The sequence below is a fragment of the Methylosinus sp. Ce-a6 genome (genome assembly GCF_009811655.1).
GTDB lineage: Bacteria > Pseudomonadota > Alphaproteobacteria > Rhizobiales > Beijerinckiaceae > Methylosinus.
Genome location: NZ_BGJX01000003.1, coordinates 1 through 18,822, shown reverse-complemented (window position 1 = coordinate 18,822; position 18,822 = coordinate 1). Strand labels below are relative to the sequence as shown.

At 64.9% G+C, this 18,822-nt stretch carries 22 protein-coding genes and 1 pseudogene; 13 read left to right on the top strand and 10 right to left on the bottom strand.

Annotation, left to right across the window (positions count from 1 at the left end; genetic code table 11):
• Nucleotides 1–159: 159 nt before the first annotated feature.
• Complete coding sequence (locus tag Mspo_RS02775) at nt 160–579, bottom strand: rubrerythrin family protein (RefSeq protein ID WP_159726628.1); 420 nt, start codon at nt 577–579, stop codon at nt 160–162.
• Nucleotides 580–810: 231 nt separating this feature from the next.
• On the opposite strand from Mspo_RS02775, the gene Mspo_RS02770 reads away from it, so the two are divergent.
• Nucleotides 811–1,290 (top strand): J domain-containing protein, encoded by a 480-nt coding sequence (locus tag Mspo_RS02770; RefSeq protein ID WP_159726626.1) that lies wholly within the window; start codon nt 811–813, stop codon nt 1,288–1,290.
• Nucleotides 1,291–1,317: 27 nt separating this feature from the next.
• Here the strand turns inward: Mspo_RS02770 and der are convergent, their stop codons facing one another.
• The 6 genes from der to Mspo_RS02740 form a co-directional block, all read right to left on the bottom strand.
• Entirely contained in the window at nt 1,318–2,715 is a 1,398-nt protein-coding gene (der, locus tag Mspo_RS02765; RefSeq protein ID WP_159726624.1) for a ribosome biogenesis GTPase Der, read from the bottom strand.
• Between the two features lie 49 nt (nt 2,716–2,764).
• A complete protein-coding gene (locus Mspo_RS02760; RefSeq protein WP_159726622.1) occupies nt 2,765–3,490 on the bottom strand; it encodes a tetratricopeptide repeat protein in 726 nt (241 codons plus the stop codon).
• Nucleotides 3,491–3,765: 275 nt separating this feature from the next.
• On the bottom strand, nt 3,766–4,131 hold the full coding sequence (locus Mspo_RS02755; protein ID WP_159726620.1) for a 2Fe-2S iron-sulfur cluster-binding protein: 366 nt from the start codon (nt 4,129–4,131) through the stop codon (nt 3,766–3,768).
• Between the two features lie 60 nt (nt 4,132–4,191).
• A complete protein-coding gene (locus tag Mspo_RS02750) occupies nt 4,192–5,346 on the bottom strand; it encodes a glutathionylspermidine synthase family protein (protein ID WP_159726618.1) in 1,155 nt (384 codons plus the stop codon).
• The gene (locus tag Mspo_RS02745) at nt 5,343–5,732 is read right to left on the bottom strand and encodes a hypothetical protein (RefSeq protein ID WP_159726616.1); all 390 of its coding nucleotides are present in this window, start codon (nt 5,730–5,732) and stop codon (nt 5,343–5,345) included. The genes Mspo_RS02750 and Mspo_RS02745 overlap by 4 nt, the downstream gene beginning before the upstream one ends.
• A gap of 9 nt (nt 5,733–5,741) precedes the next feature.
• Nucleotides 5,742–6,149 carry a DUF350 domain-containing protein gene (locus tag Mspo_RS02740; protein ID WP_159726614.1) on the bottom strand — a complete coding sequence of 136 codons (408 nt, stop codon included), beginning with the start codon at nt 6,147–6,149 and terminating at the stop codon, nt 5,742–5,744.
• Nucleotides 6,150–6,482: 333 nt separating this feature from the next.
• Between Mspo_RS02740 and Mspo_RS02735 the strand changes: the two genes are divergently transcribed.
• The 3 genes from Mspo_RS02735 to Mspo_RS02725 are packed head-to-tail and all read left to right on the top strand — an operon-like array spanning nt 6,483 to nt 8,335.
• On the top strand, nt 6,483–7,001 hold the full coding sequence (locus tag Mspo_RS02735) for an arsenate reductase ArsC (RefSeq protein ID WP_159726612.1): 519 nt from the start codon (nt 6,483–6,485) through the stop codon (nt 6,999–7,001).
• 23 nt (nt 7,002–7,024) lie between these two features.
• Nucleotides 7,025–7,396, top strand: coding sequence for a DUF4880 domain-containing protein (locus tag Mspo_RS20060; RefSeq protein ID WP_306344922.1), 372 nt, complete (start codon nt 7,025–7,027; stop codon nt 7,394–7,396).
• Nucleotides 7,397–7,438: 42 nt separating this feature from the next.
• Entirely contained in the window at nt 7,439–8,335 is an 897-nt protein-coding gene (locus Mspo_RS02725; protein ID WP_159726608.1) for a helix-turn-helix domain-containing protein, read from the top strand.
• A gap of 16 nt (nt 8,336–8,351) precedes the next feature.
• Here Mspo_RS02725 and Mspo_RS02720 read toward each other — a convergent pair whose 3' ends face one another.
• Complete coding sequence (locus Mspo_RS02720; RefSeq protein ID WP_159726606.1) at nt 8,352–9,758, bottom strand: aminotransferase class V-fold PLP-dependent enzyme; 1,407 nt, start codon at nt 9,756–9,758, stop codon at nt 8,352–8,354.
• A 207-nt stretch (nt 9,759–9,965) separates the two neighbouring features.
• Between Mspo_RS02720 and ada the strand changes: the two genes are divergently transcribed.
• The 8 genes and pseudogenes from ada to Mspo_RS02680 all read left to right on the top strand — a co-directional run bounded on the left by ada (nt 9,966) and on the right by Mspo_RS02680 (nt 16,173).
• Nucleotides 9,966–11,048: a bifunctional DNA-binding transcriptional regulator/O6-methylguanine-DNA methyltransferase Ada gene (gene ada, locus Mspo_RS02715; RefSeq protein WP_159726924.1), complete on the top strand. Its 1,083-nt coding sequence runs from the start codon at nt 9,966–9,968 to the stop codon at nt 11,046–11,048.
• Between the two features lie 123 nt (nt 11,049–11,171).
• Nucleotides 11,172–11,516 (top strand): helix-turn-helix transcriptional regulator, encoded by a 345-nt coding sequence (locus Mspo_RS02710; RefSeq protein ID WP_159726604.1) that lies wholly within the window; start codon nt 11,172–11,174, stop codon nt 11,514–11,516.
• Nucleotides 11,513–12,018, top strand: a pseudogene (locus tag Mspo_RS02705) (VOC family protein). Before Mspo_RS02710 ends, Mspo_RS02705 begins: the two are co-directional and overlap by 4 nt.
• On the top strand, nt 12,015–12,452 hold the full coding sequence (gene arsC / locus Mspo_RS02700) for an arsenate reductase (glutaredoxin) (RefSeq protein ID WP_159726602.1): 438 nt from the start codon (nt 12,015–12,017) through the stop codon (nt 12,450–12,452). The pseudogene Mspo_RS02705 and the gene arsC overlap by 4 nt, the downstream one beginning before the upstream one ends.
• A gap of 18 nt (nt 12,453–12,470) precedes the next feature.
• Nucleotides 12,471–12,827, top strand: a complete 357-nt coding sequence (gene arsD, locus Mspo_RS02695; protein WP_159726600.1) for an arsenite efflux transporter metallochaperone ArsD — start codon at nt 12,471–12,473, stop codon at nt 12,825–12,827.
• Nucleotides 12,828–12,836: 9 nt separating this feature from the next.
• A complete protein-coding gene (gene arsA / locus Mspo_RS02690) occupies nt 12,837–14,606 on the top strand; it encodes an arsenical pump-driving ATPase (RefSeq protein WP_159726598.1) in 1,770 nt (589 codons plus the stop codon).
• A gap of 88 nt (nt 14,607–14,694) precedes the next feature.
• The gene (arsB, locus tag Mspo_RS02685) at nt 14,695–15,735 is read left to right on the top strand and encodes an ACR3 family arsenite efflux transporter (RefSeq protein WP_159726596.1); all 1,041 of its coding nucleotides are present in this window, start codon (nt 14,695–14,697) and stop codon (nt 15,733–15,735) included.
• A gap of 30 nt (nt 15,736–15,765) precedes the next feature.
• Nucleotides 15,766–16,173: a class I SAM-dependent methyltransferase gene (locus tag Mspo_RS02680; protein ID WP_159726594.1), complete on the top strand. Its 408-nt coding sequence runs from the start codon at nt 15,766–15,768 to the stop codon at nt 16,171–16,173.
• Nucleotides 16,174–16,337: 164 nt separating this feature from the next.
• Here the strand turns inward: Mspo_RS02680 and amoC are convergent, their stop codons facing one another.
• Nucleotides 16,338–17,117: a bacterial ammonia monooxygenase, subunit AmoC gene (gene amoC, locus Mspo_RS02675; protein WP_159726922.1), complete on the bottom strand. Its 780-nt coding sequence runs from the start codon at nt 17,115–17,117 to the stop codon at nt 16,338–16,340.
• 329 nt (nt 17,118–17,446) lie between these two features.
• On the opposite strand from amoC, the gene Mspo_RS02670 reads away from it, so the two are divergent.
• Nucleotides 17,447–18,451: a complex I NDUFA9 subunit family protein gene (locus Mspo_RS02670; RefSeq protein WP_159726592.1), complete on the top strand. Its 1,005-nt coding sequence runs from the start codon at nt 17,447–17,449 to the stop codon at nt 18,449–18,451.
• On the opposite strand, the gene Mspo_RS02665 is transcribed toward Mspo_RS02670, so the two are convergent.
• The gene (locus tag Mspo_RS02665; RefSeq protein ID WP_159726590.1) at nt 18,432–18,647 is read right to left on the bottom strand and encodes a hypothetical protein; all 216 of its coding nucleotides are present in this window, start codon (nt 18,645–18,647) and stop codon (nt 18,432–18,434) included. The genes Mspo_RS02670 and Mspo_RS02665 overlap by 20 nt on opposite strands.
• Nucleotides 18,648–18,822 lie beyond the last annotated feature (175 nt).

Genomic DNA, 18,822 nt, shown 5'->3' with positions numbered 1-18,822 from the left:
AGTCTTCTGGTCGGTTCATGCGCCCGGGATCGTCAATCGCGAGGAGCGAAGCGACGAAGCGATCCAGGGGCCGCGGGCGGCTCTGGATTGCTTCGCTCCGCTCGCAATGACGACGGAGGCGTTCCGGCGGCGATAGAGCCGCCGGAACAGTTTCGCGGCTTACTTCAGCTCGTCCAGCGCCTTCTGGAAGCGGCCGGCGTGCGAACGCTCGGCCTTGGCCAGCGTCTCGAACCAGTCGGCGATCTCGTCGAAGCCCTCCTCGCGGGCCGAGCGCGCGAAGCCCGGATACATATCCGTATATTCATGCGTCTCGCCGGCGACGGCGGCCTTCAGATTGTCCTCGGTCTTGCCGATCGGCAGGCCGGTCGCCGGATCGCCCACCACCTCGAGAAATTCGAGATGGCCATGCGCATGGCCCGTCTCGCCCTCGGCGGTCGAACGGAAAACGGTCGCGACGTCGTTGTGGCCTTCGACATCGGCCTTTTGGGCGAAATACAGATAGCGGCGGTTCGCCTGGGACTCGCCGGCGAACGCATCCTTCAGATTCTGTTCGGTCTTGGTGCCCTTGAGCGTAGCCATTACTGTGCTCCTCGAGTAATTTTCATTGGGGCGCCGCCACTGTCCCGACGGCCAGTCGGAACGCCCTTCTTTAGAATAATTCGAAATTAACGAATGCCAAGCGCCAATATCGTCACCGGGCGCGATATTGGCTTCGAAACTGCATGGGTGGGCGATTGTTCGACCGCGACGGGCGCTTTTGCACAAAAGCGACGAAGGCGCGGCGTCGAGTCACGCATGAGAGCGCGCTGCATGGCGGACGAATTGGAATGGGTCGTCTGGAACGGCTCGCTCGGCGTTTCCGACAAGGTCGCGATCGGCCGGGTCGAGCTGGTGGGCGGCGTCCGCAACGCCTATCTCGCGCCGCCCTATGAGGTGGTGGGGCCGTTCAGCCTGGACGAGTTGGAGACGCAGGGCCGCATCGCCTTCGGCGCCTGTTTCGTCATGTCGCGCCAGCGCTGGAAGGAGGATCAGGTCGAGCTGCGGATCGAGGGCCGCAAGCAGCGCCGCGCGTTCCAGATGATGTTCGATTTCGACGAGGAGGACAATCAGGAGCACCGCAGGACGCTGGAGCTGCCGCTGGAAGGGGCGCTCGAGCCCGCCGAGATCAAGACCGCCTTCCGCCGCCTCGCCAAGACCGCGCATCCCGACGCCGGCGGCAGCGCGGAAGATTATCGCCGCATCGCCGAAGCGCGCGACGCGCTGCTCGAGCAGTTCGAAGCGGCGAGTTGAACTCTCACCACGAAGGCGCGAAGCGGCCTATCTCTTCCCCTTGTCGAAGGGGTTTTCCCCCGACCGCGTCGAGATGCGGATCGGCGAGCCAGGCAGATCGAAGGCGCGGCGCAGGCCATTGACGAGAAAGCGCAGATAGCTCGTCGGCAGCTCGTCGAGCTGATTGCCGAACAGGATGAAATGCGGCGGCCGCGCCTTGGCCTGCGTCATATAACGAATCTTGATGCGCCGCCCGGAGACGGCCGGCGGCGGCGTCTCGTCTATGGCGCTCTCGAGCCAGCGATTGAGCCGCGCCGTCGATATGCGCCGGTTCCACACCTCATGCGCCTCGACAATCGCCCGCATCAAATTGTCGAGGCCATAGCCCGTCGCGCCGGAGACGGGGACGACGGGCGCGCCCTTGATCTGCGGCAGCAGGCGCTCGGCCTCCTCGCGCAGCTTCGCGAGAAGCGTTCCGGGGTTCTCGATCAAATCCCATTTGCCGAGCGCGATGACGACCGCCCTGCCCTCGCGCGCGGCGAGATCGGCGATGGTGAGATCCTGCTTCTCGAAAGGAACGGCGGAGTCGAGCAAGAGCACGACCACTTCCGAGAAGCGCACGGCGCGCAGCGCGTCGGCGCCGGCGAGCTTTTCCAGCTTGTCGACGACCCTGGCGCGCTTGCGCAGGCCGGCTGTGTCGAAGAGCTTCATCTCGCGGTCGCGCCAGCGGAAGGGCACGGCGATGCTATCGCGGGTGACGCCCGCCTCCGGCCCGGTGAGCAGGCGATCCTCGCCGAGCAGGCGATTGATGAGCGTCGATTTGCCGGCGTTGGGCCTTCCGACGACGGCGATGCGCAGAGGCTTGGTGGGATCGGCCTCGCTCCCATCCTCATCCGCCGAGACGGCGATGTCGGTCGCCGCCTCTTCGTCTTCCTCGGGCGCTTCCGTCGCCTCCGGCAGGGCCTCGCGCAGCGCGTCATATAATTCGCCGAGCCCCTCGCCATGCTCGGCGGAGAGCGGCACGGGATCGCCGAGGCCGAGCTCGTAAGCCTCGACGAGGCCGGCCTCGCCCTTGCGCCCCTCCGCCTTATTGGCGGCGAGCACCACGGGCTTGCCGGCGCGGCGCACGAGGCCGGCGAAATATTTGTCGTCCGGCGTCACGCCGACGCGCGCGTCGATCATGAACAGAATGGCGTCGGCGGCCTCGATCGCGGCCTCCGTCTGCGCGCGCATCCGCCCTTCGAGCGTCGCCGCAGCGCCTTCCTCGAGGCCGGCCGTGTCGATGATGGTGAAGCGCAGGTCGGCGAGGCGCGCGTCGCCCTCGCGGCGGTCGCGGGTGACGCCCGGCCGGTCGTCGACGAGCGCGAGCTTCTTGCCGACGAGCCGGTTGAACAGCGTCGACTTGCCGACATTCGGCCTGCCGATAATGGCGAGCGTGAAGGACATTGCGGCCTTTGGTCCAACGTCGCGGCGACGCCGCCTCTCTTACAACGCCTTACTTTCCGTCCGGCGCGGGCGCGGCGGGCGCGGGCTCCTGAGCGGCGGCGGGCGCGGCGGCCGGCGGCGGGGCGGAGCCGCGCGCGGCGTCGAGCAGCGCCTTATAGGCGCCGGCGCGCTGGCGCATCGAATGCGGCGCGTCCTGATCGTTGAGGATGAGCTTGAAGACGCGCTCGGCCTCGTCGAAATCGCCGTCCTGCAGCGCGTCGAGCCCCAAGACCTCCTGCGCCGTATAGCGGAATGGGCCATTGGCGGTGACGAGCTCGCCGAGGCGATCCGCCATTTTCTGAGAATCGCCCTGCTCGAGCAGGAGGAGTCCGGAACGGAGCTTGGCCACCTGCTGCGTGAGCTTGTCGACGCTCTTGTCGTCGGCGATCGCGTCGAAGGCTTCGACCGCCTTGGCCTTGTCGGTCAGCGCCAGCTCTTCCGCCGCGCGCAGCCGCGCCAGAGTGGCGTAGCCCTTGGGAGAGTCCTTGGCGAGGGCGTCGAAGGCGGCGACGGCCTCGGCGCTCTTGCCTTGCGCCGCCAGCGCCGCGGCCGCGCTGAAGCGGACATTGGCGGTCTCGGCGGACTTTATGCGATTGCTCTCGTAGAAGCTGTAGACGCCCGTCGCGACGACGACCAGAAAGGCGCCGACGAAAACCGGCGTCTGGTAGCGCTTCCAGAGGTTCGCCGCCTTGTCCCGGCGGACGTCTTCGTCGACCTCGTGGAAAATGTCGGACATGGCGGCTCCTGCTCGAGATTTGCGCCGGGAGGCCCGGCTACGAAAGCCGCTGTTAGCATGAGGAAGGACGCAAGGCCAGTTCCCCGCGGCCGCCGCCGGCTCGGCCAGATCCTCGGCCAGATCTTCGGCCAAGCCTTCGGCCAAGTCTTCGGCCAAGTCGAAGGGGCGTCCTATCTGCGGTTCATTGCGAGGCGAGCGGCGACGAAGCGATCCGGGGTCCGCCCCCGCGACCCACGGATCGCTTCGCTTACGCGCGCGCGATGACGGCGTGGGCGTCAGGCGCCGCCGGGCTCGCCGCTGAAGGTCACCAGAATATCCTGGTCGCGCACGACATATTGGCAGGCGAGCCGATATTTCGGCGGAATGTCGTCGACCTCGGCGCGGCGAATGTCCTCCGCCGTGATCTTGCCCATGGATTTGAGCTGCGCTTTTTCCTTCTCGGTGAGAGTGGCGCCCATCGTCTTATCGTCGAGCGGCGTCACCTCGATGAGGCAGGAGCCGCATTCGCCGTCCTTGCAGTCGTGCGGGATCGGAATCTTATTCGCCTCGGCGACGGCGAGAATCGTATGCGTGTCGCCGGCGACCGCGTAGACCGTCATATTTTTGTGGAGAAGAGGTGTGGAGAAAGTGACGTCTGGCATGGCCGTCCTCCCATATTTTTTTTATTGCAGGAAGAAGGGTACGCCTCGATCAGCAATGCGTCAATCGATGATTGCGTGCGGCAAAAAGCGCGAGCGATCCGTCGTCACCAGCGAATGATCCTCGCGCACGCCCATGCCAGCAGGCGCGCCGCCGACGAGCCAGCAACCGAGCACCGGATAGCGGCCGCTGAAATTCGGCAGCAGACATAATTGCTGACGCACAAAGCCTTCGCCGGCATATGATCCCTTCGTCTCCGCGAGACACGCATTTCCGTCGTAGAGCGCGACATTGGCGCCCTCGCGCGAATAGAGCGGCTTGCGCGCGTAACGCGACAGCGAGGCGGCGCGCGCATCATCCTCGAAGAAGCAAGGCAGAAGATTGGGATGGCCCGGCGCCGCCTCCCACAGAAATGCGAGAAAGCCCTTGCTCGAGGCGACCGCCTTCCACGGCGGCTCGACGAAGCGCGTCGCGCCCATCGCCGCCGATTTGCCGAAGGCGTCGGCGAACATCCACTCCCAAGGATAGAGCTTGAACATTCGCTCGATGCGCCGCCCCGCGCGATCGACGAATGTGTCGCCGCAAAGGCCAATGTCGCGCATATCGATATGCGCCGTCCACGAGCCCGCCTGCGCCGCGCAATCGGCGAGATAGGCGGTGTTGCCGCGATCCTCGACGCTCGCGGTCATGCAGGCGAAATGCACAGGGCCGCCATCGGCGATCTCGCGCCATCGCGCGATCAGCCGATCATGCAGGGAATTGAACTGATCCGCGGCCGCCGGCAGATGGCCGCGCTCGATCATCCGCTCGAGCCAGAACCATTGCACGATGGATGCTTCGAACAGGCTCGTCGGCGTGTCGGCGTTATATTCGAGGAGCCTCGGCGGCCCGCCTCCGTCATAGGCGAAATCGAAGCGGCCGTAGAGCGACGGATCGCGCCGCGCGAAGCTCTCGACGATGAGCCCCCATGCGTGGCGTGGAATGCGCAATCGCTCGAGCGCCTCTTCGTTCGTCACGATGTGCGCGACGACCTCGTCGCAAAGCGCGCCGAGCTCCTCCGTCGCCTTCTCGAGATCATCCTCGATCTCGCGCATGGAAAAGACGTAGCGCGCCGTCTCGTCCCAATAGGGCTCGCCGTCGGCATGCGCGAATTGAAAGCCGATTCGTCTCGCCTCCTCGGCGAAATCAGGCCGCGGCGGCGAAAGCTCGCGCCTCACGATCCGCCGCCGCCATGGCCGGCTCCGGCGCCGCCGAATCCGCCGAAAGAGACCGCATGGCCGGAGGCGGAGCCGCTCGATGATGCGCCCGAAGACGAGCCGTGCGAGGAGCTGCTCGAAGACCCACCGCCATGGCTATGCGATTCGCGGCATTCCTCCTGCTGCCGCCAATCGCCTTCCTTGGAGCAATCACGCCGCTGCGCATATTCGATCGCCGCATAGGTCCCGATCGACAACGAGCCGGCGGCGATCAGCGCAACGGCGATCGAGCGTTTGCGTCCCGCCGAAGGCGCGCCCGCGCCGCCGGAAAACCCTCTTGGCGCATGGGTGATGACGGGCGGCGCGCGCCCGCGGCGTCCGAACTCCTTGCGGCGCTCCTCGGCCATGCGCGCCTCTCAAGGACTCATGCAGGCGGCGCTGAGCGCGCCAGCGGAAATAGAGACGGCGCCGAGCCAGATGGCGGCGGCGATGGCGTTTTGTTCGATCGCTTGCGAAAGCCCCGGATGCGCGAGGCGCGCGAGCATATAGGCGACGATCTGCGTGGCGAAGGCGACGAAGCCCCAGACGATGAATTCGAGCGCCGATTGCGTATTGTGGACCGCCCCGGCGAGCGCGATGGCGAAGCCGATGAGGCTACCGCCGAAGGCGATGGCCGCGGAGGCGTTGTGCTCATTGACGATGAGATCGAATTCGCAATGGGGCGTCAGCCGCGTGTAGACGACGCAGAATGCGGCGCAATAGGCGATAGCGCCCAGAAAATAGGCCGCGAAGGACAGCAGGCCGGAAGCGATATCGGCGGGCAATGTCGGTCCTCTCGGAAATGTCGTGCCGAGAGGTTAGCAGGCGCGCCCCGCGAAAGAAAGCGATTCGCGGACCGCCTCCGCGCCGCGCCCGCGTCCCTATCCGTCCCCTGCAAAGCGGCGGGCTGAGCTCCCGGCGACCGAGAGCGGCGCGCCAGGCGGCGCATGGCGCAATAAATCTGCGGTCCGGCCCATGCCGAGCGCGGGCGCATCGACGCGCTGCCAGACATCGCACGAAAAGCCCGCTCTCCCGCTTTGCAGAGAAGGCGGAGAGCGGATATAGATCGATATGTCGGTGGGTCCAGACATATCGATAACTCGGCTCGGGAGGAGACCATGACGGAAGACAAAGTCTATAATGTGCTTTTTCTCTGCACCGGCAATTCGGCGCGCTCGATCATCGCCGAAGCGATCCTCGATCGCGTGGGCGCCGGCCGATTCAAAGCCTATAGCGCCGGCTCTCGGCCAAAAGGCGAGGTCAATCCATACACGGTGGCGATATTGGAGAAGTCCGGCTTCAAGGCGGACCGCTATCGTTCGAAGAGCTGGAGCGAATTCGCCGAGCCCGGCGCTCCGCCGCTCGATTTCGTCTTCACCGTCTGCGACGACGCCGCTAAGGAAGAGTGCCCCTATTGGCCCGGCCAGCCGATGACGGCGCATTGGGGCCTGCCGGATCCTGCCGCTGTCGAAGGGACGGAAATCGAAAAACATCTGGCCTTCGCCGACACTTTCCGGATGCTCAATAATCGCATCTCGATCTTCGCCTCCCTGCCGATGAAGGGATTGGACAAGCTCTCCTTGCAGAAGCGGCTCGAGGAGATCGGCAAGGCGAAGCCCGCCGACGGGGCGCCTTGAGCCCACCGCGGACGCAGACGGAGATGATCACCGCTCGAAAGCGCCGGAGTTGCGATCTGATGGAGCCAGACAATCGGCTTTCCGACGGGGACCCGCTGCTGTGCGAGGCTCTCTCAGGGCTCATTCGCGCACATTCGGGCGAGGCGACACGCGCCGACCTGGACAAATTGCAGCAATGGCGCCGGAAGAGCGCGGAACATGAGGAGGCCTTCCGAGAAGCCTCGAGGCTTTGGCGCGCCTGCCGTGAGGCGGCGCGCCAGTTAGCCGAGGAAGCCGCAGCCGAAACGCCCGCCGCGGATCCGCCGCCGGCCGCCGCTCGATGCGATCCGCTCCACCGTTTGTCGACAGGTAGTGACGCATCGAGAAATCGACTATCCTCGACGAAGGACCACTGACGATCCCGAGAAGCACTTGCGATCCATGGAGGCGGAGACATAGTGGCGGAAGATCGGCTCGCCGCGGAGGAAATCGTCGGCATTTTCGAGGCCCTGGCGCAGACGACGCGGCTCGAGGCCTATCGCCTGCTGCTGCGCTATCTTCCCTACGGGCTGCCGGCGGGCGACATCGCGCGCCTTCTGGCGGTGCCGCACAATACGCTGTCGACTCATATCGCCCATCTCGAACGCGCCGGACTCGTCCTCGGACGACGCGAAGGGCGCTCGGTCATCTACGCCGCCAATTCCAGCAAATTGGGCCATGCGCTCACGACGGTTCTCGCCGATCTCGGCGCATCGCTCGACGATGTCGCTCTCCCCGGCCTCACGCTCGCGGCGCCGGCCTTTCCGCAGAAGCGTCCGAAATCGGCGGGCAAGCGTGTGCGCAATGTCCTGTTTCTCTGCTCCGGCAACGCCGCGCGCTCCATTCTGGCGGAGGCGATCCTGAACCGCGAGGGCGGCGACCGCTTCCGCGCTTTTTCGGCGGGCGGGCGGCCCGCCGAGCGGCCCGAGCCGATCGGCGTCGAACTGCTGTCGTCGCTCGGCTACGACACGCGGGCGTTTCGCTCCAAGAGCTGGAAGGAATTCACAAAGCCAGATGCGCCGCGCATGGATTTCGTCATCACCCTCTGCGACGACATATGCGAGCAGCCCTCGGGCCCCTGGCCGCGCAATGCGCTGCGGGCCCATTGGGGCGTCGCCGACCCGGCGCTGGTGAAGGGCGACGACGTCCAGAAACGCGCCGCCTTCATGGAGGCGTATCGGCGTATCGGCGCGCGGCTGACGGCCTTCGTCAATCTGCCCTTCGAGTCGCTGGACCGCGCGGGTTTGAAGAGCCGCCTCGCCGATATTGCGACGATGGAGGGGGCGACGGAGATGGCGGTGAATGGCGCCGCGTGAGTGAGGCTGCCAATCCTCAAACAACGCTGGCGTCGTGCGATTGCGCGAGCACAACGCGTGCGGCTGCGATTGCCCGCGCTATATCTCTCTCAGTCGTGCGCCAGTTTACGACGCTGACGCGCATGGCTCGCCGGCCGCGCCATGTCGTGCCGGAAAAGAAGGCTTCGCCAGTCGCGTTGATCTTCTGGATGATCTCGTCCGTGAAGGCGTCGTTCCGCTCGGACGTGTCGCCTCTGCGATTGAAGCGCACGAGGCCCTGGTTCAATGTCGCCGGAGCCAGCACCTGCGCGCCGGCGAGCGCGCCTATTCCGTCGACGAGCGCCTTGCAATGCGAGCAACAGCGATCGATCAGAGCTTCGACGCCCTGACGCCCCAATTCCTTGAGCGCCGCATAGACGGGGACGCCGCGTGCGCGCCGCGACCATTCGGGGTTCCAGTCGATCTGGTCACGCGCGCTCGGTTGCGCCGCGATATAGGAGGCGCTCATCGTCATGGCGGCGCGATGCGCCTCCTGATCCTTGACGATCGCGATGCCGCAATCGAAAGGAATGTTGAGCCACTTGTGGCCGTCGGTCGCCCAGCTATCGGCCAGTTCCACGCCCGACAAATGATGGCGGTGCGCGCCGCTTGCGCGCGCGAACAGCCCGAAGGCCCCGTCGACATGGACCCAGAGGCCCGCCGCCTGCGCCATTGGAATAAGCTCGGTGAACGAATCACAAACGCCGATGTTGAGATCGGCCGCATTCAACACGAGGATCGCCGGGCCGGACTGGCGCGACAGGGCCTGTTCCAGAGTCGACGGCGCAATCCTGCCCGCAGCGTCGGTCGCGAGCAGCCGGATAGCCCGGCGGCCCAAGCCGAGATAGCGGACAGCGCGATCGATCGAGCCGTGTCTCTCCTCGCTCGCGAGAATGGTCATCGCAGGCGCGCAGAACAGACCCTCGTTCTCGACATCCCATTCGGCGCGTTTCAGCAGCGCGTGACGGGCGGCGGCGAGGCAGGTCGAATGAGCGAGCTGACAACCAGTCGTGAAGGCGAAGGACGCCTCGCGTGGCAGGTCCAGCAAATCCTTGATCCACGCGCCGGCGACATTCTCGATCACCGAAGCCGCCGGGCTGCAGGCGTGGAGCGCCGCATTCTGGTCCCATGTCGCGACCATCCAATCCGCGGCCAGCGCAGCCTCCAGGCAGCCGCCGATGACCCAGGCGAAAAAGCGGCCGCCGGAACTGCCGACCATGCCGTCATTGGCGTGGCGCGTCAGCCATGCGATGACGTCTTCCGATCGGGATCCCATTTCCGGCAGCGGTCCATCGAAGACAGCCGCAAGGTTTTCATGTGTCGCGCGCGCAGCCACCGGTCGCTCGTCGAGGCCATCGATCCACGCGGTCGCCGCGCGATGGGCGTAGTCCAGAGCTTTGCTCATTCGTTTCGGTCTCGTCTCATGGGCATTGCAAGTTCGTCTGTGAGTTTACGAGCTTTGGCCGAACGGGCGCTCCGGAACTTGCGGCCAAATCACGAGACGTCGTCCCGTTTCCGCGGCAAGATGGGTTTGGCCGCAAGAAGCGGGGCGTTGGTCATCGCCCTTTGGGATTATGGATCGGAGCGTGCAGACAGATCGGACGAAACGACGATGGACCATCGAGCTCTAGGGGCCGAAGAGATGCTTCGGGCGGTGGCGACGCGCGACAAGGCCTATGACAGCCTGTTTCTCTACGGCGTCAAGACCACGCGAATATTCTGCCGTCCGTCATGTCCATCGCGCGCCGCGAATCCTGAAAACCTTCGCTTCTTTGGCGATGTCGTCGAGGCGCGAGCGGCAGGCTATCGCGCCTGCAGACGTTGCAGACCCGAGGAGCGACCGTCCGATACGCAGAAGATGCAGGAAGTCGCTCGCCTCATCGAACAGCACGCCGAGGAGACGTTGCCGCTCTCCCGGCTCGCGGCCTCGGCGGGCTTGTCTGCGACCCACATGCAGAAGGTCTTCAAATCGGTCTTTGGCGTCTCGCCCAAAGTGTATCAGCAAGGGCTGAGGGCGCGGCGCCTCAAAGAGCTTTTGCGAGAAGGCGACGAGGTGACAGGCGCAATCTACGAGGCCGGCTATGGCTCGCCGAGCCGGGTCTACGGCGAGGGACTGCGCGATATCGGCATGACGCCGTCGGCTTATCGAAAAGGCGGCGCGGGTGAAACAATCAATTACGCCTGTCGTCATTGCACGCTCGGCCCGCTCATGATGGCGGCCACAAATCGCGGCGTCTGCTTCGTGATGTTCGGCGAAAGCGAAGCATCGCTGCTTGACGCCTTGGCCGCCGAGTTTCCGAAAGCGCGGCTCCAAAAGTCGGCAGAAGCGAATGGCGAACAACTGGGCCGGTGGATCGACGCGCTCGACGAACATCTTGCGCGGCGCGGACCGCGGCCTGATCTGCCGCTCGATCTTCGCGGGACTGCTTTCCAGCTGCTGGTCTGGCGATTCCTGATCGGGATACCGGAAGGCAATGTCGTCAGCTATGCCGATGTCGCGGCAGGAATTGGCAAGCCGAAAGCGCATCGCGCCGTCGCGTCGGCGTGCGCCGCCAATCGCGTAGCGGTTCTGGCGCCGTGCCATCGTGTGCTTCGCGGGGATGGCGGCGTCGGCGGCTATCGGTGGGGCGTCGACCGGAAGCGAGCGCTCCTCGACATGGAGCGCGCACATATGTCCGAGGCGCGAAAGCGATAGGCTGATACCTTGGCGATCACGCCGCTGAAGGATCGATGGCTCCCTCGCCGTGAAACGGTCGTTGGTTCAGAAATTGAATTTCGTGCGCCTTGACCTCCTCCATATTTCAAATATATTGGAACTATGGAAAAGATCTCCGCCATTACCGCCCTGGTCGCCCTCGCCCACGAGTCGCGTCTCGATATCTTCCGGCTGCTGATGCAGGCGGGCCCGGAGGGGCTTCCCGCGGGGCGGATCGGCGAGCGGCTCGGGCTTCCGGCGACGACGCTGTCGTTCCATTTGAGCCAGCTCAAGCACGCCGATCTCGTGACCTTCCGCCGCGAGGGCCGCTCCCTGATCTATTCGGCCGCCTATCCCGTCATGAATGCGCTGCTCGCCTATCTGACGGAAAATTGCTGCAAGGGCGAAGCCGCCTCCTGCTGCATCACCGCGGTCGAGACGAGCTGCCAGACCGAGAGGGTTCCATGAAGCGCCTGCATGTGCATGGGTCCGTCGAGGACCTGCCCCGATCCATCCATTTCTACAGCGCGCTGTTCGGCGCCGCGCCGACGGTCGAGAAGCCCGATTACGCCAAATGGATGCTCGACGATCCGCGCGTGAATTTCGCCATCTCCGCCAGGGGCTCGAGCCTCGGATTGGAGCATCTCGGCATTCAGGTCGAAACCATGGACGAGCTGCACGACGTCTATGGACGAAGCAGGCCGGCGGGCGTGTCTATGAGGAGGGCGCGGCGACCTGCTGCTATGCGAGTTCAGAAAAATCCTGGATCGCCGATCCGCAGGGGCTGATGTGGGAGACCTTCCTCACGACGGGCGAAAGCCCGGTCTATGGCGGCGACCCTGCGCTGGACGCGCTGAAGGGCAAAGCGAACGCCTACTGCGCGCCGACCACGCCGCAAGGCGAACGCTGTCCGCCAAAGCCGGAGCTACCCGCGAAGACGCCGTGCTGCGGCTCGAAGGAGCCCGCATGAGCGCGGCCGATGTGATCATCTATCACAATCCCGATTGCGGAACCTCGCGCAACACGCTCGGCCTCATCCGCAACGCCGGCATAGAGCCGCATGTGATCGAATATTTGAAGACGCCGCCGACGCGCGTGCTGCTGGCGCAGCTCATCGCGCGAATGGGGATATCGACGCGCGCGCTGCTGCGCGAAAAGGGCACGCCCTATCACGAGCTCGGCCTCGGCGATCCGACGCTGACCGACGAGCGCTTGCTCGATGCGATGATGGCGCATCCGATCGTCATCAATCGGCCGATCGTCGTCACATCGATGGGCGTGACACTGTGCCGTCCGTCGGAGGCGGCGCTGGACATTCTGCCGCTGCCGCAACGCGGCGAATTCCGCAAGGAGGACGGCGAGCTCGTCGTCGATTCCGCCGGCCGGCGCGCCGCGGAAAAGTAACATTCGAGGGAGACGGATATGACGGCGATCGAAGTCTATGACCCGGCGCTCTGCTGCAGCACGGGCGTGTGCGGAACCGAGGTCGATCAGGCGCTGGTGAGCTTTGCGGCCGATGTCGATTGGGCCAAGCAGAACGGCGCCCGCATCGAGCGATTCAATCTGGCGCAGCAACCGCTCGCCTTCGCGGAGAATGCGACCGTGAAAGGCTTTCTGGAGCGCTCCGGGCAGGAGGCGCTGCCCCTGGTGCTCGTCGGGGGAGAAGTCGCGCTCGCCGGGCGCTATCCGAGCCGCGGCGAGCTTGCCCGCTGGGCCGGCCTCGTCGAGACCGCGACGCAGCCGAAGCAGAGCGGATGCTGCGGCGGCGGCAGCTGCTGAAGGGCCGCGATGCAATTCCTCGAGCAGCCGCCGCGCTTCCTGTTCTTCACCGGCAAGGGCGGGGTCGGCAAGACGTCGATCGCCTGCGCGACGGCGATCGCGCTCGGCGAGGCCGGGCGGCGCGTGCTGCTGGTCAGCACCGATCCGGCGTCCAATGTGGCGCAAGTGTTCGGAACGATCATCGGCAATCGGATAACCGACATTCCCGGCGCGCCGGGCCTGTCGGCGCTGGAGATCGACCCGCAGGCGGCGGCTCGAGGCTATCGCGACCGCATCGTCGGCCCGGTGCGCGGCGTGCTTCCGGACGCGGTGGTGAAAGGGATCGAGGAGCAATTATCGGGCGCCTGCACGACGGAGATCGCCGCCTTCGACGAATTCACCGCGCTGCTGGTCGATTCCGCGCTGACCGCGCCTTACGACCACATCGTCTTCGACACCGCGCCGACGGGACACACGATCCGCCTGCTGCAATTGCCCGGCGCATGGAGCGGCTTTCTCGATTCCGGCAAGGGCGACGCCTCTTGCCTCGGGCCGCTGGCGGGGCTGGACAAGCAGCGCGCGCAATACCGCCGCGCCGTCGAGGCGCTGGCCGACGCCGCCCGCACGCGCCTGGTGCTCGTCGCCCGCGCGCAGCGCTCCGCGCTGAACGAGATCGCCCGCACGCATAAGGAGCTGGCCGCGATCGGCATCGCGCAGCAATATCTCATCATCAATGGCTTGCTGCCGGAAGAGGAGGCGAAGCAGGATGCGCTCGCCGCCGCGATCTATGAGCGCGAGCAGGCGGCGTTGCGCGCGCTTCCCGCCGAGCTCGCCGCTCTGCCCTGCGATCGCCTCGCGCTCAGGCCGTACAATCTCGTCGGGCTCGACGCCTTGCGGCAATTGCTCGTCGAAACGCCGCCGCCGGCGAGCGCGAGCGAGGACGAGCCGATCGCGCTCGACGCGCCCGGCCTGTCGGAGCTGGTCGACGCCCTAGCGGCGGATGGTCACGGCCTGGTGATGCTGATGGGCAAGGGCGGCGTCGGCAAAACCACGCTGGCGGCCGCGGTCGCGGTGGAGCTCGCCCGCTGCGGGCTGCACGCGCATCTCACCACCTCCGACCCGGCCGCGCATCTTTCGGAAACGCTCCATGGATCGATGGAGCATCTCAGAGTGAGCCGCATCGATCCGCACGCGGAAACGGAGCGCTATCGCCGCGAGATATTGGCCGCCAAGGGCGCGAAGCTGGACGCCGCCGGACGCGCGCTGCTGGAGGAGGATCTGCGCTCGCCCTGCACCGAGGAAATCGCCGTGTTTCAGGCGTTCTCGCGCATCATCCGCGAGGCGGGCGAGAGTTTCGTGGTGATGGACACGGCGCCGACCGGCCACACCCTTCTGCTGCTGGACGCGACGGGCGCCTATCATCGCGAGGTCGCGCGCCAATTGGACGCCAAAGGCGCGCATTACACGACGCCGATGATGCAATTGCAGAATCCGAAGCAGACCAAGGTTCTGCTCGTGACGCTCGCCGAGACGACGCCCGTGCTCGAAGCCGCCGCTCTTCAGGCCGATCTGCGGCGCGCCGGAATAGAGCCTCGGGCGTGGATCATCAACAATAGCGTGGCCGCCGCGCGCCCGCATTCGCCGCTTCTGCGTCAGCGCGCGCGCAACGAAATGCGCGAGATCGAAGCTGTCGCCACTACGCATGCGCGACGCTATGCGATCGTCCCGCTGCTGAAGGAAGAGCCGGTCGGCGTTCCCCGCCTTCTGGAGCTGGCGGGGCGCGCCGTCGAGGCCGCCTGATATTTCACCGAAAGGAAAGCCGATGGAACTGCGCGCAACTCCGGCCGCCACGGAGCCGGATCGAGGCAAAACATCCGCAGCGCCCGCCATGGGTGTTTTCGAGCGCTATCTGACCCTGTGGGTCGCGCTCTGCATCATCGTCGGAATCGCGCTCGGTGAGGCGGCGCCTTCCATTTTCCACGCCATCGGCGCGGCGACGGTCGCGCAAGTGAATTTGCCGGTCGCGGCGCTGGTGTGGCTGATGATCATCCCCATGTTGCTGAAGATCGACCTCGCCGCGCTGGCCCAGGTGCGCGAGCATTGGCGCGGCATCGCCGTCACGGTCGGCGTCAATTGGCTCGTCAAGCCATTCTCGATGGCGCTGCTCGGCTGGCTGTTCATCGCGCATCTGTTCCGGCCCTTTCTGCCGGCCGATCAGATCGACGCCTATATCGCCGGCCTCATTCTGCTGGCGGCGGCGCCTTGCACGGCCATGGTGTTCGTCTGGTCCAATCTCGTCGACGGCGAGCCGCATTTCACTCTGTCGCAGGTCGCGCTCAACGACACGATCATGATCGTCGCCTTCGCGCCGCTCGTCGCTCTGCTGCTCGGCCTGTCGTCCATCACCGTGCCCTGGGGCACGCTGCTGCTGTCGGTCGCGCTCTATATCGTCGCGCCGGTGATCGCTGCGCAGCTGTGGCGGCGCGCGCTGCTGGCGAAAGGCGGCGCGGCCGCGCTGGCCACGACGCTGCGCGTACTCGGCCCGCTCTCGCTCGCGGCGCTGCTGCTCACGCTCGTCATTCTGTTCGGCCTGCAGGGCGAAGAGATCACGCGTCAGCCATTGGTCATCGCGCTCTTGGCGACGCCGATCCTGATTCAGGTCTATTTCAACGCCGGCCTCGCCTATCTCCTCAATCGCCGCCTCGGCGTCGAATGGTGCGTCGCCGGCCCGTCGGCGCTGATCGGCGCCAGCAATTTCTTCGAGCTGGCCGTCGCGACGGCGATCGCCCTCTTCGGCTTTCGGTCGGGCGCGGCGCTCGCGACCGTCGTCGGCGTGCTCGTGGAGGTGCCGGTCATGCTCTCCGTCGTCCATCTCGTCCGCCGCTCGCGCACGTGGTACGAAGGCTCCGGCGCGGCCTCGCGCGCCTGAACGACAAGATAGCGGGATCGGGAAGAGAGGATGAACGAACTGGAAGCCGCAAAGGCGAAAGCTGCCGCCGCCTACAATGCCGCCGCCGATTATTTCGACCACCCTGTCAGCTCGTTCTGGCATCGCTTCGGGCGAGAGACCGTCGATCGCCTGAATCTTCCTCCCGGCGCATGCGTGCTCGACGTCTGCTCCGGCAGCGGCGGATCGGCCTTGCCGGCCGCCGAGCGCGTCGGGCCGAAGGGCAGAGTGATCGCCGTCGATCTCGCCGAACGCTTGATTGCATTGGCCGCGGCGAAAGCGCAGAGCAAAGGCCTCGACAATATCGAATTCCGCGTCGCCGACATGCTCGCCCTCGGCTATCCCGACGGCGCGTTCGATACGGTCATTTGCGTGTTCGGCGTCTTTTTCGCGCCCGATATGTCCGCGGCGGTCCGCTAGCCGAGCTTCGCACTCCGGCCATGGCATGAGCTGGGCGCGATAGTCCGCGAATTCCTCAGCGCCCGCCACGTAGAGATCGCCGGCCTCCAGAGCGTCACCGAGATGGATGAAGACGCAAACCTCGACCCTACCCCTGCTATGCGCAAGGTCGAGTTACAGAAGGGTCAAGCGACGTTCGAAAGCGCTTTCACCGCCTCTTCGCCGAGCAGCCTCCGCAACCCGACAAGGATTTGCAGGACGACGCCGAACACGGCGAGCACCATCCAGCCGAAGAACACGAATCCCCAGTGCAGCGGAGCGACGAACAGTTCTTCCATGAACCAGAAGGTATGACCCCATTCGTTGAAGCCGACGTTCGGGATGATCATGAACGGGCCGATCGCCAGAATCAGGAAGGCCAGCGAATAGCCCTTGGCGAAGAATGGAAGACGGGTCTTCGCATAGAAGAACGACCCGACCCCCATGATCGAAAAGATCGGGTAGCTGCCATAGAACTCGAGGATGTGGCTGGGCGTGAAATCCGTGTCACGAATCACGGTCATGTGCCAAGTGGCGTCCTGCTCGGTGAAGAAGCTCGCGCCGAAATAGACCGCGACGCCATAGAGCGTAAGCCATTCCAATAGGAACACATGGCGACGCAGCTCTTGTCTGGGCGTCAGAGTCGAAAAGTCGCGCGTGCGCGTTTTCCAGAGATAGCTCACAATGGCCAATCCCGATACGAGTTCCAGCGGAATCTCTGTCCACAGAATCGTCAGCCAATAAGTCTGGAACTCGGGCGCAAAGGAATCGAGACCGGCGCGCCAGCCAAAAACCTGCTCGTAAATACGCGCAGTCGCGTAGATCGTGACCAAGCCCGCCAATCCGATCCACATCGGTTTCAAATTTACGATGACCGTGCTCTCGTCGACCACGCGGCTTTCGACAGTCTCGACTGTCAAGCTCATCTTCAGCATCCCTTACTCGACCAGACACTGAACTTCATAAAAGACATATAGGATCCGTTCGACGCAAAGTGATCGGCTGGGGAAATATTTTTCCATGTGCGCCTCTCGACGGAGGAGAGACGCAACCGAATTCGCAGCAGTTCCGACCCGAGCGGCGAGCGGGCCTTACGATGTGACGGACACCGCCATCCCGACCGAACTACGGCGACGTTCGCGGACAAAGCGCAAACGACTTTTCCAGCTCCGCATGAGACAAATGCCTTCGCTCCCCTAGCTGAGATGGCTGCGGACGCCGCAATGACAGCTCCGCTATCAGGTGCGACGGTTCGATGCCAAAAGGACGGGTGACGATATTTGGCGGATCCGGCTTTATCGGACGACATGTCGTCCGGTCGTTGGTCGCCGACGGCTGGCGCGTCCGAGTCGCTTGCCGGCGACCCGATCGTGCGTACGATCTGCTGTCGCTCGGAGAGCCTGACCAAGTCGAACTGGTTCAGGCTCATTTGCGTCATCCGCACACGATCGCCGCCGCGCTCGACAGCGCCGACGCCGCAATCAATCTCGTCGGCATCCTGACCGAAAGCGGCGATCAGACATTCACCGCCATTCAAGCGCGCGGCGCAGGCGCTGTCGCCGAAGCGGTCAAAGAAGCGGGCATCACGCGGTTCGTTCACATTTCGGCGCTCGGCGCACGCGAGAGCTCTATTTCCGGTTACGCTCGCAGCAAGGCCGAAGGCGAGGTGGCGGTGCATGAACAGGTCCCCCAAGCCGTGATCTTTCGACCGTCCATCGTGTTCGGCCCGGAGGACGATTTCTTCAACCGCTTCGCAGCGATGGCGCGGCTCATGCCCGTTCTGCCGCTCGTTGGCGCAGAAACACGGTTCCAACCCGTCTTCGTGGACGACATCGCACAGGCAGTGACTCTCGCCCTCGACGGCAAGGCGACCCCTGGAGCAATCTACGAACTGGGCGGACCAGAGGTGAAGACTTTTCGAGAGTTGGTGGAGTATGTCTGCGAGGTAACGGAGCATCGCCGACCGATTGTCGCGCTCTCGTTCGGAACCGGTAAACTCATGGCGAGCGTCACCCAAATCGCGAGCAAACTGTCCTTCGGACTGTTCCCGAAACTATTGTCTATGACGACCGATCAGGTCGAACTGCTGCGCCGTGACAACGTCGTTTCGGATGAAGCGAAAGCTGCCGGAACGACGCTAGAAGGACTAGGCATCACGCCTCAGGCAATCGACGCGATTGTCCCCGGATATCTCAATCGCGACCTCGAGGGCGCTCGGCGTCACTCGCCGAGGCATTTGCTCAATTCGCTCTTTTGGTGATCTCGATAAGCGCCACCGTATCGACGCCGCTGCACGCGAGCGCGAGGTCGCCACCGGGCGCCGGCGCCATGTTGCAGACAACGCTGCCGCCCGAGGGTATCGGCCATCGCTCGAACGTCTCGCTTTTGGGATCGAAGCGCACCAGCATGTTGGGTGACACCGCCGACTCGGCGTACCAGACGACGTCGTCGACCACCGCGATGGCGTAGGGGCCGGAGTCCGGCCCGCCTGGCGACAGCCATTCCGCGACCTTGCCGGTTTTCGGGTCCAGGCCAAGGCCGTTCGACGCTCTACAGTTGGTCCGATGAAGTGGGGTGATTTTCGCTTTTCAAGCCTGGAAGTGTCTGAATCTATGGGGAGCAACCCGAATC

Coding starts and splice junctions, on each gene's coding strand:
- Mspo_RS02775 (WP_159726628.1), bottom strand. CDS start 579: ATGGCTACGCTCAAGGGCACCAAGACCGAACAGAATCTGAAGGATGCG.
- Mspo_RS02760 (WP_159726622.1), bottom strand. CDS start 3,490: ATGTCCGACATTTTCCACGAGGTCGACGAAGACGTCCGCCGGGACAAG.
- Mspo_RS20060 (WP_306344922.1), top strand. CDS start 7,025: ATGATCACCGCTCGAAAGCGCCGGAGTTGCGATCTGATGGAGCCAGAC.
- Mspo_RS02745 (WP_159726616.1), bottom strand. CDS start 5,732: ATGGCCGAGGAGCGCCGCAAGGAGTTCGGACGCCGCGGGCGCGCGCCG.
- arsC (WP_159726602.1), top strand. CDS start 12,015: ATGAGCGCGGCCGATGTGATCATCTATCACAATCCCGATTGCGGAACC.
- Mspo_RS02710 (WP_159726604.1), top strand. CDS start 11,172: ATGGAAAAGATCTCCGCCATTACCGCCCTGGTCGCCCTCGCCCACGAG.
- arsB (WP_159726596.1), top strand. CDS start 14,695: ATGGGTGTTTTCGAGCGCTATCTGACCCTGTGGGTCGCGCTCTGCATC.
- arsD (WP_159726600.1), top strand. CDS start 12,471: ATGACGGCGATCGAAGTCTATGACCCGGCGCTCTGCTGCAGCACGGGC.
- Mspo_RS02735 (WP_159726612.1), top strand. CDS start 6,483: ATGACGGAAGACAAAGTCTATAATGTGCTTTTTCTCTGCACCGGCAAT.
- ada (WP_159726924.1), top strand. CDS start 9,966: ATGGACCATCGAGCTCTAGGGGCCGAAGAGATGCTTCGGGCGGTGGCG.
- Mspo_RS02755 (WP_159726620.1), bottom strand. CDS start 4,131: ATGCCAGACGTCACTTTCTCCACACCTCTTCTCCACAAAAATATGACG.
- Mspo_RS02770 (WP_159726626.1), top strand. CDS start 811: ATGGCGGACGAATTGGAATGGGTCGTCTGGAACGGCTCGCTCGGCGTT.
- amoC (WP_159726922.1), bottom strand. CDS start 17,117: ATGAGCTTGACAGTCGAGACTGTCGAAAGCCGCGTGGTCGACGAGAGC.
- arsA (WP_159726598.1), top strand. CDS start 12,837: ATGCAATTCCTCGAGCAGCCGCCGCGCTTCCTGTTCTTCACCGGCAAG.
- der (WP_159726624.1), bottom strand. CDS start 2,715: ATGTCCTTCACGCTCGCCATTATCGGCAGGCCGAATGTCGGCAAGTCG.
- Mspo_RS02720 (WP_159726606.1), bottom strand. CDS start 9,758: ATGAGCAAAGCTCTGGACTACGCCCATCGCGCGGCGACCGCGTGGATC.
- Mspo_RS02670 (WP_159726592.1), top strand. CDS start 17,447: ATGCCAAAAGGACGGGTGACGATATTTGGCGGATCCGGCTTTATCGGA.
- Mspo_RS02680 (WP_159726594.1), top strand. CDS start 15,766: ATGAACGAACTGGAAGCCGCAAAGGCGAAAGCTGCCGCCGCCTACAAT.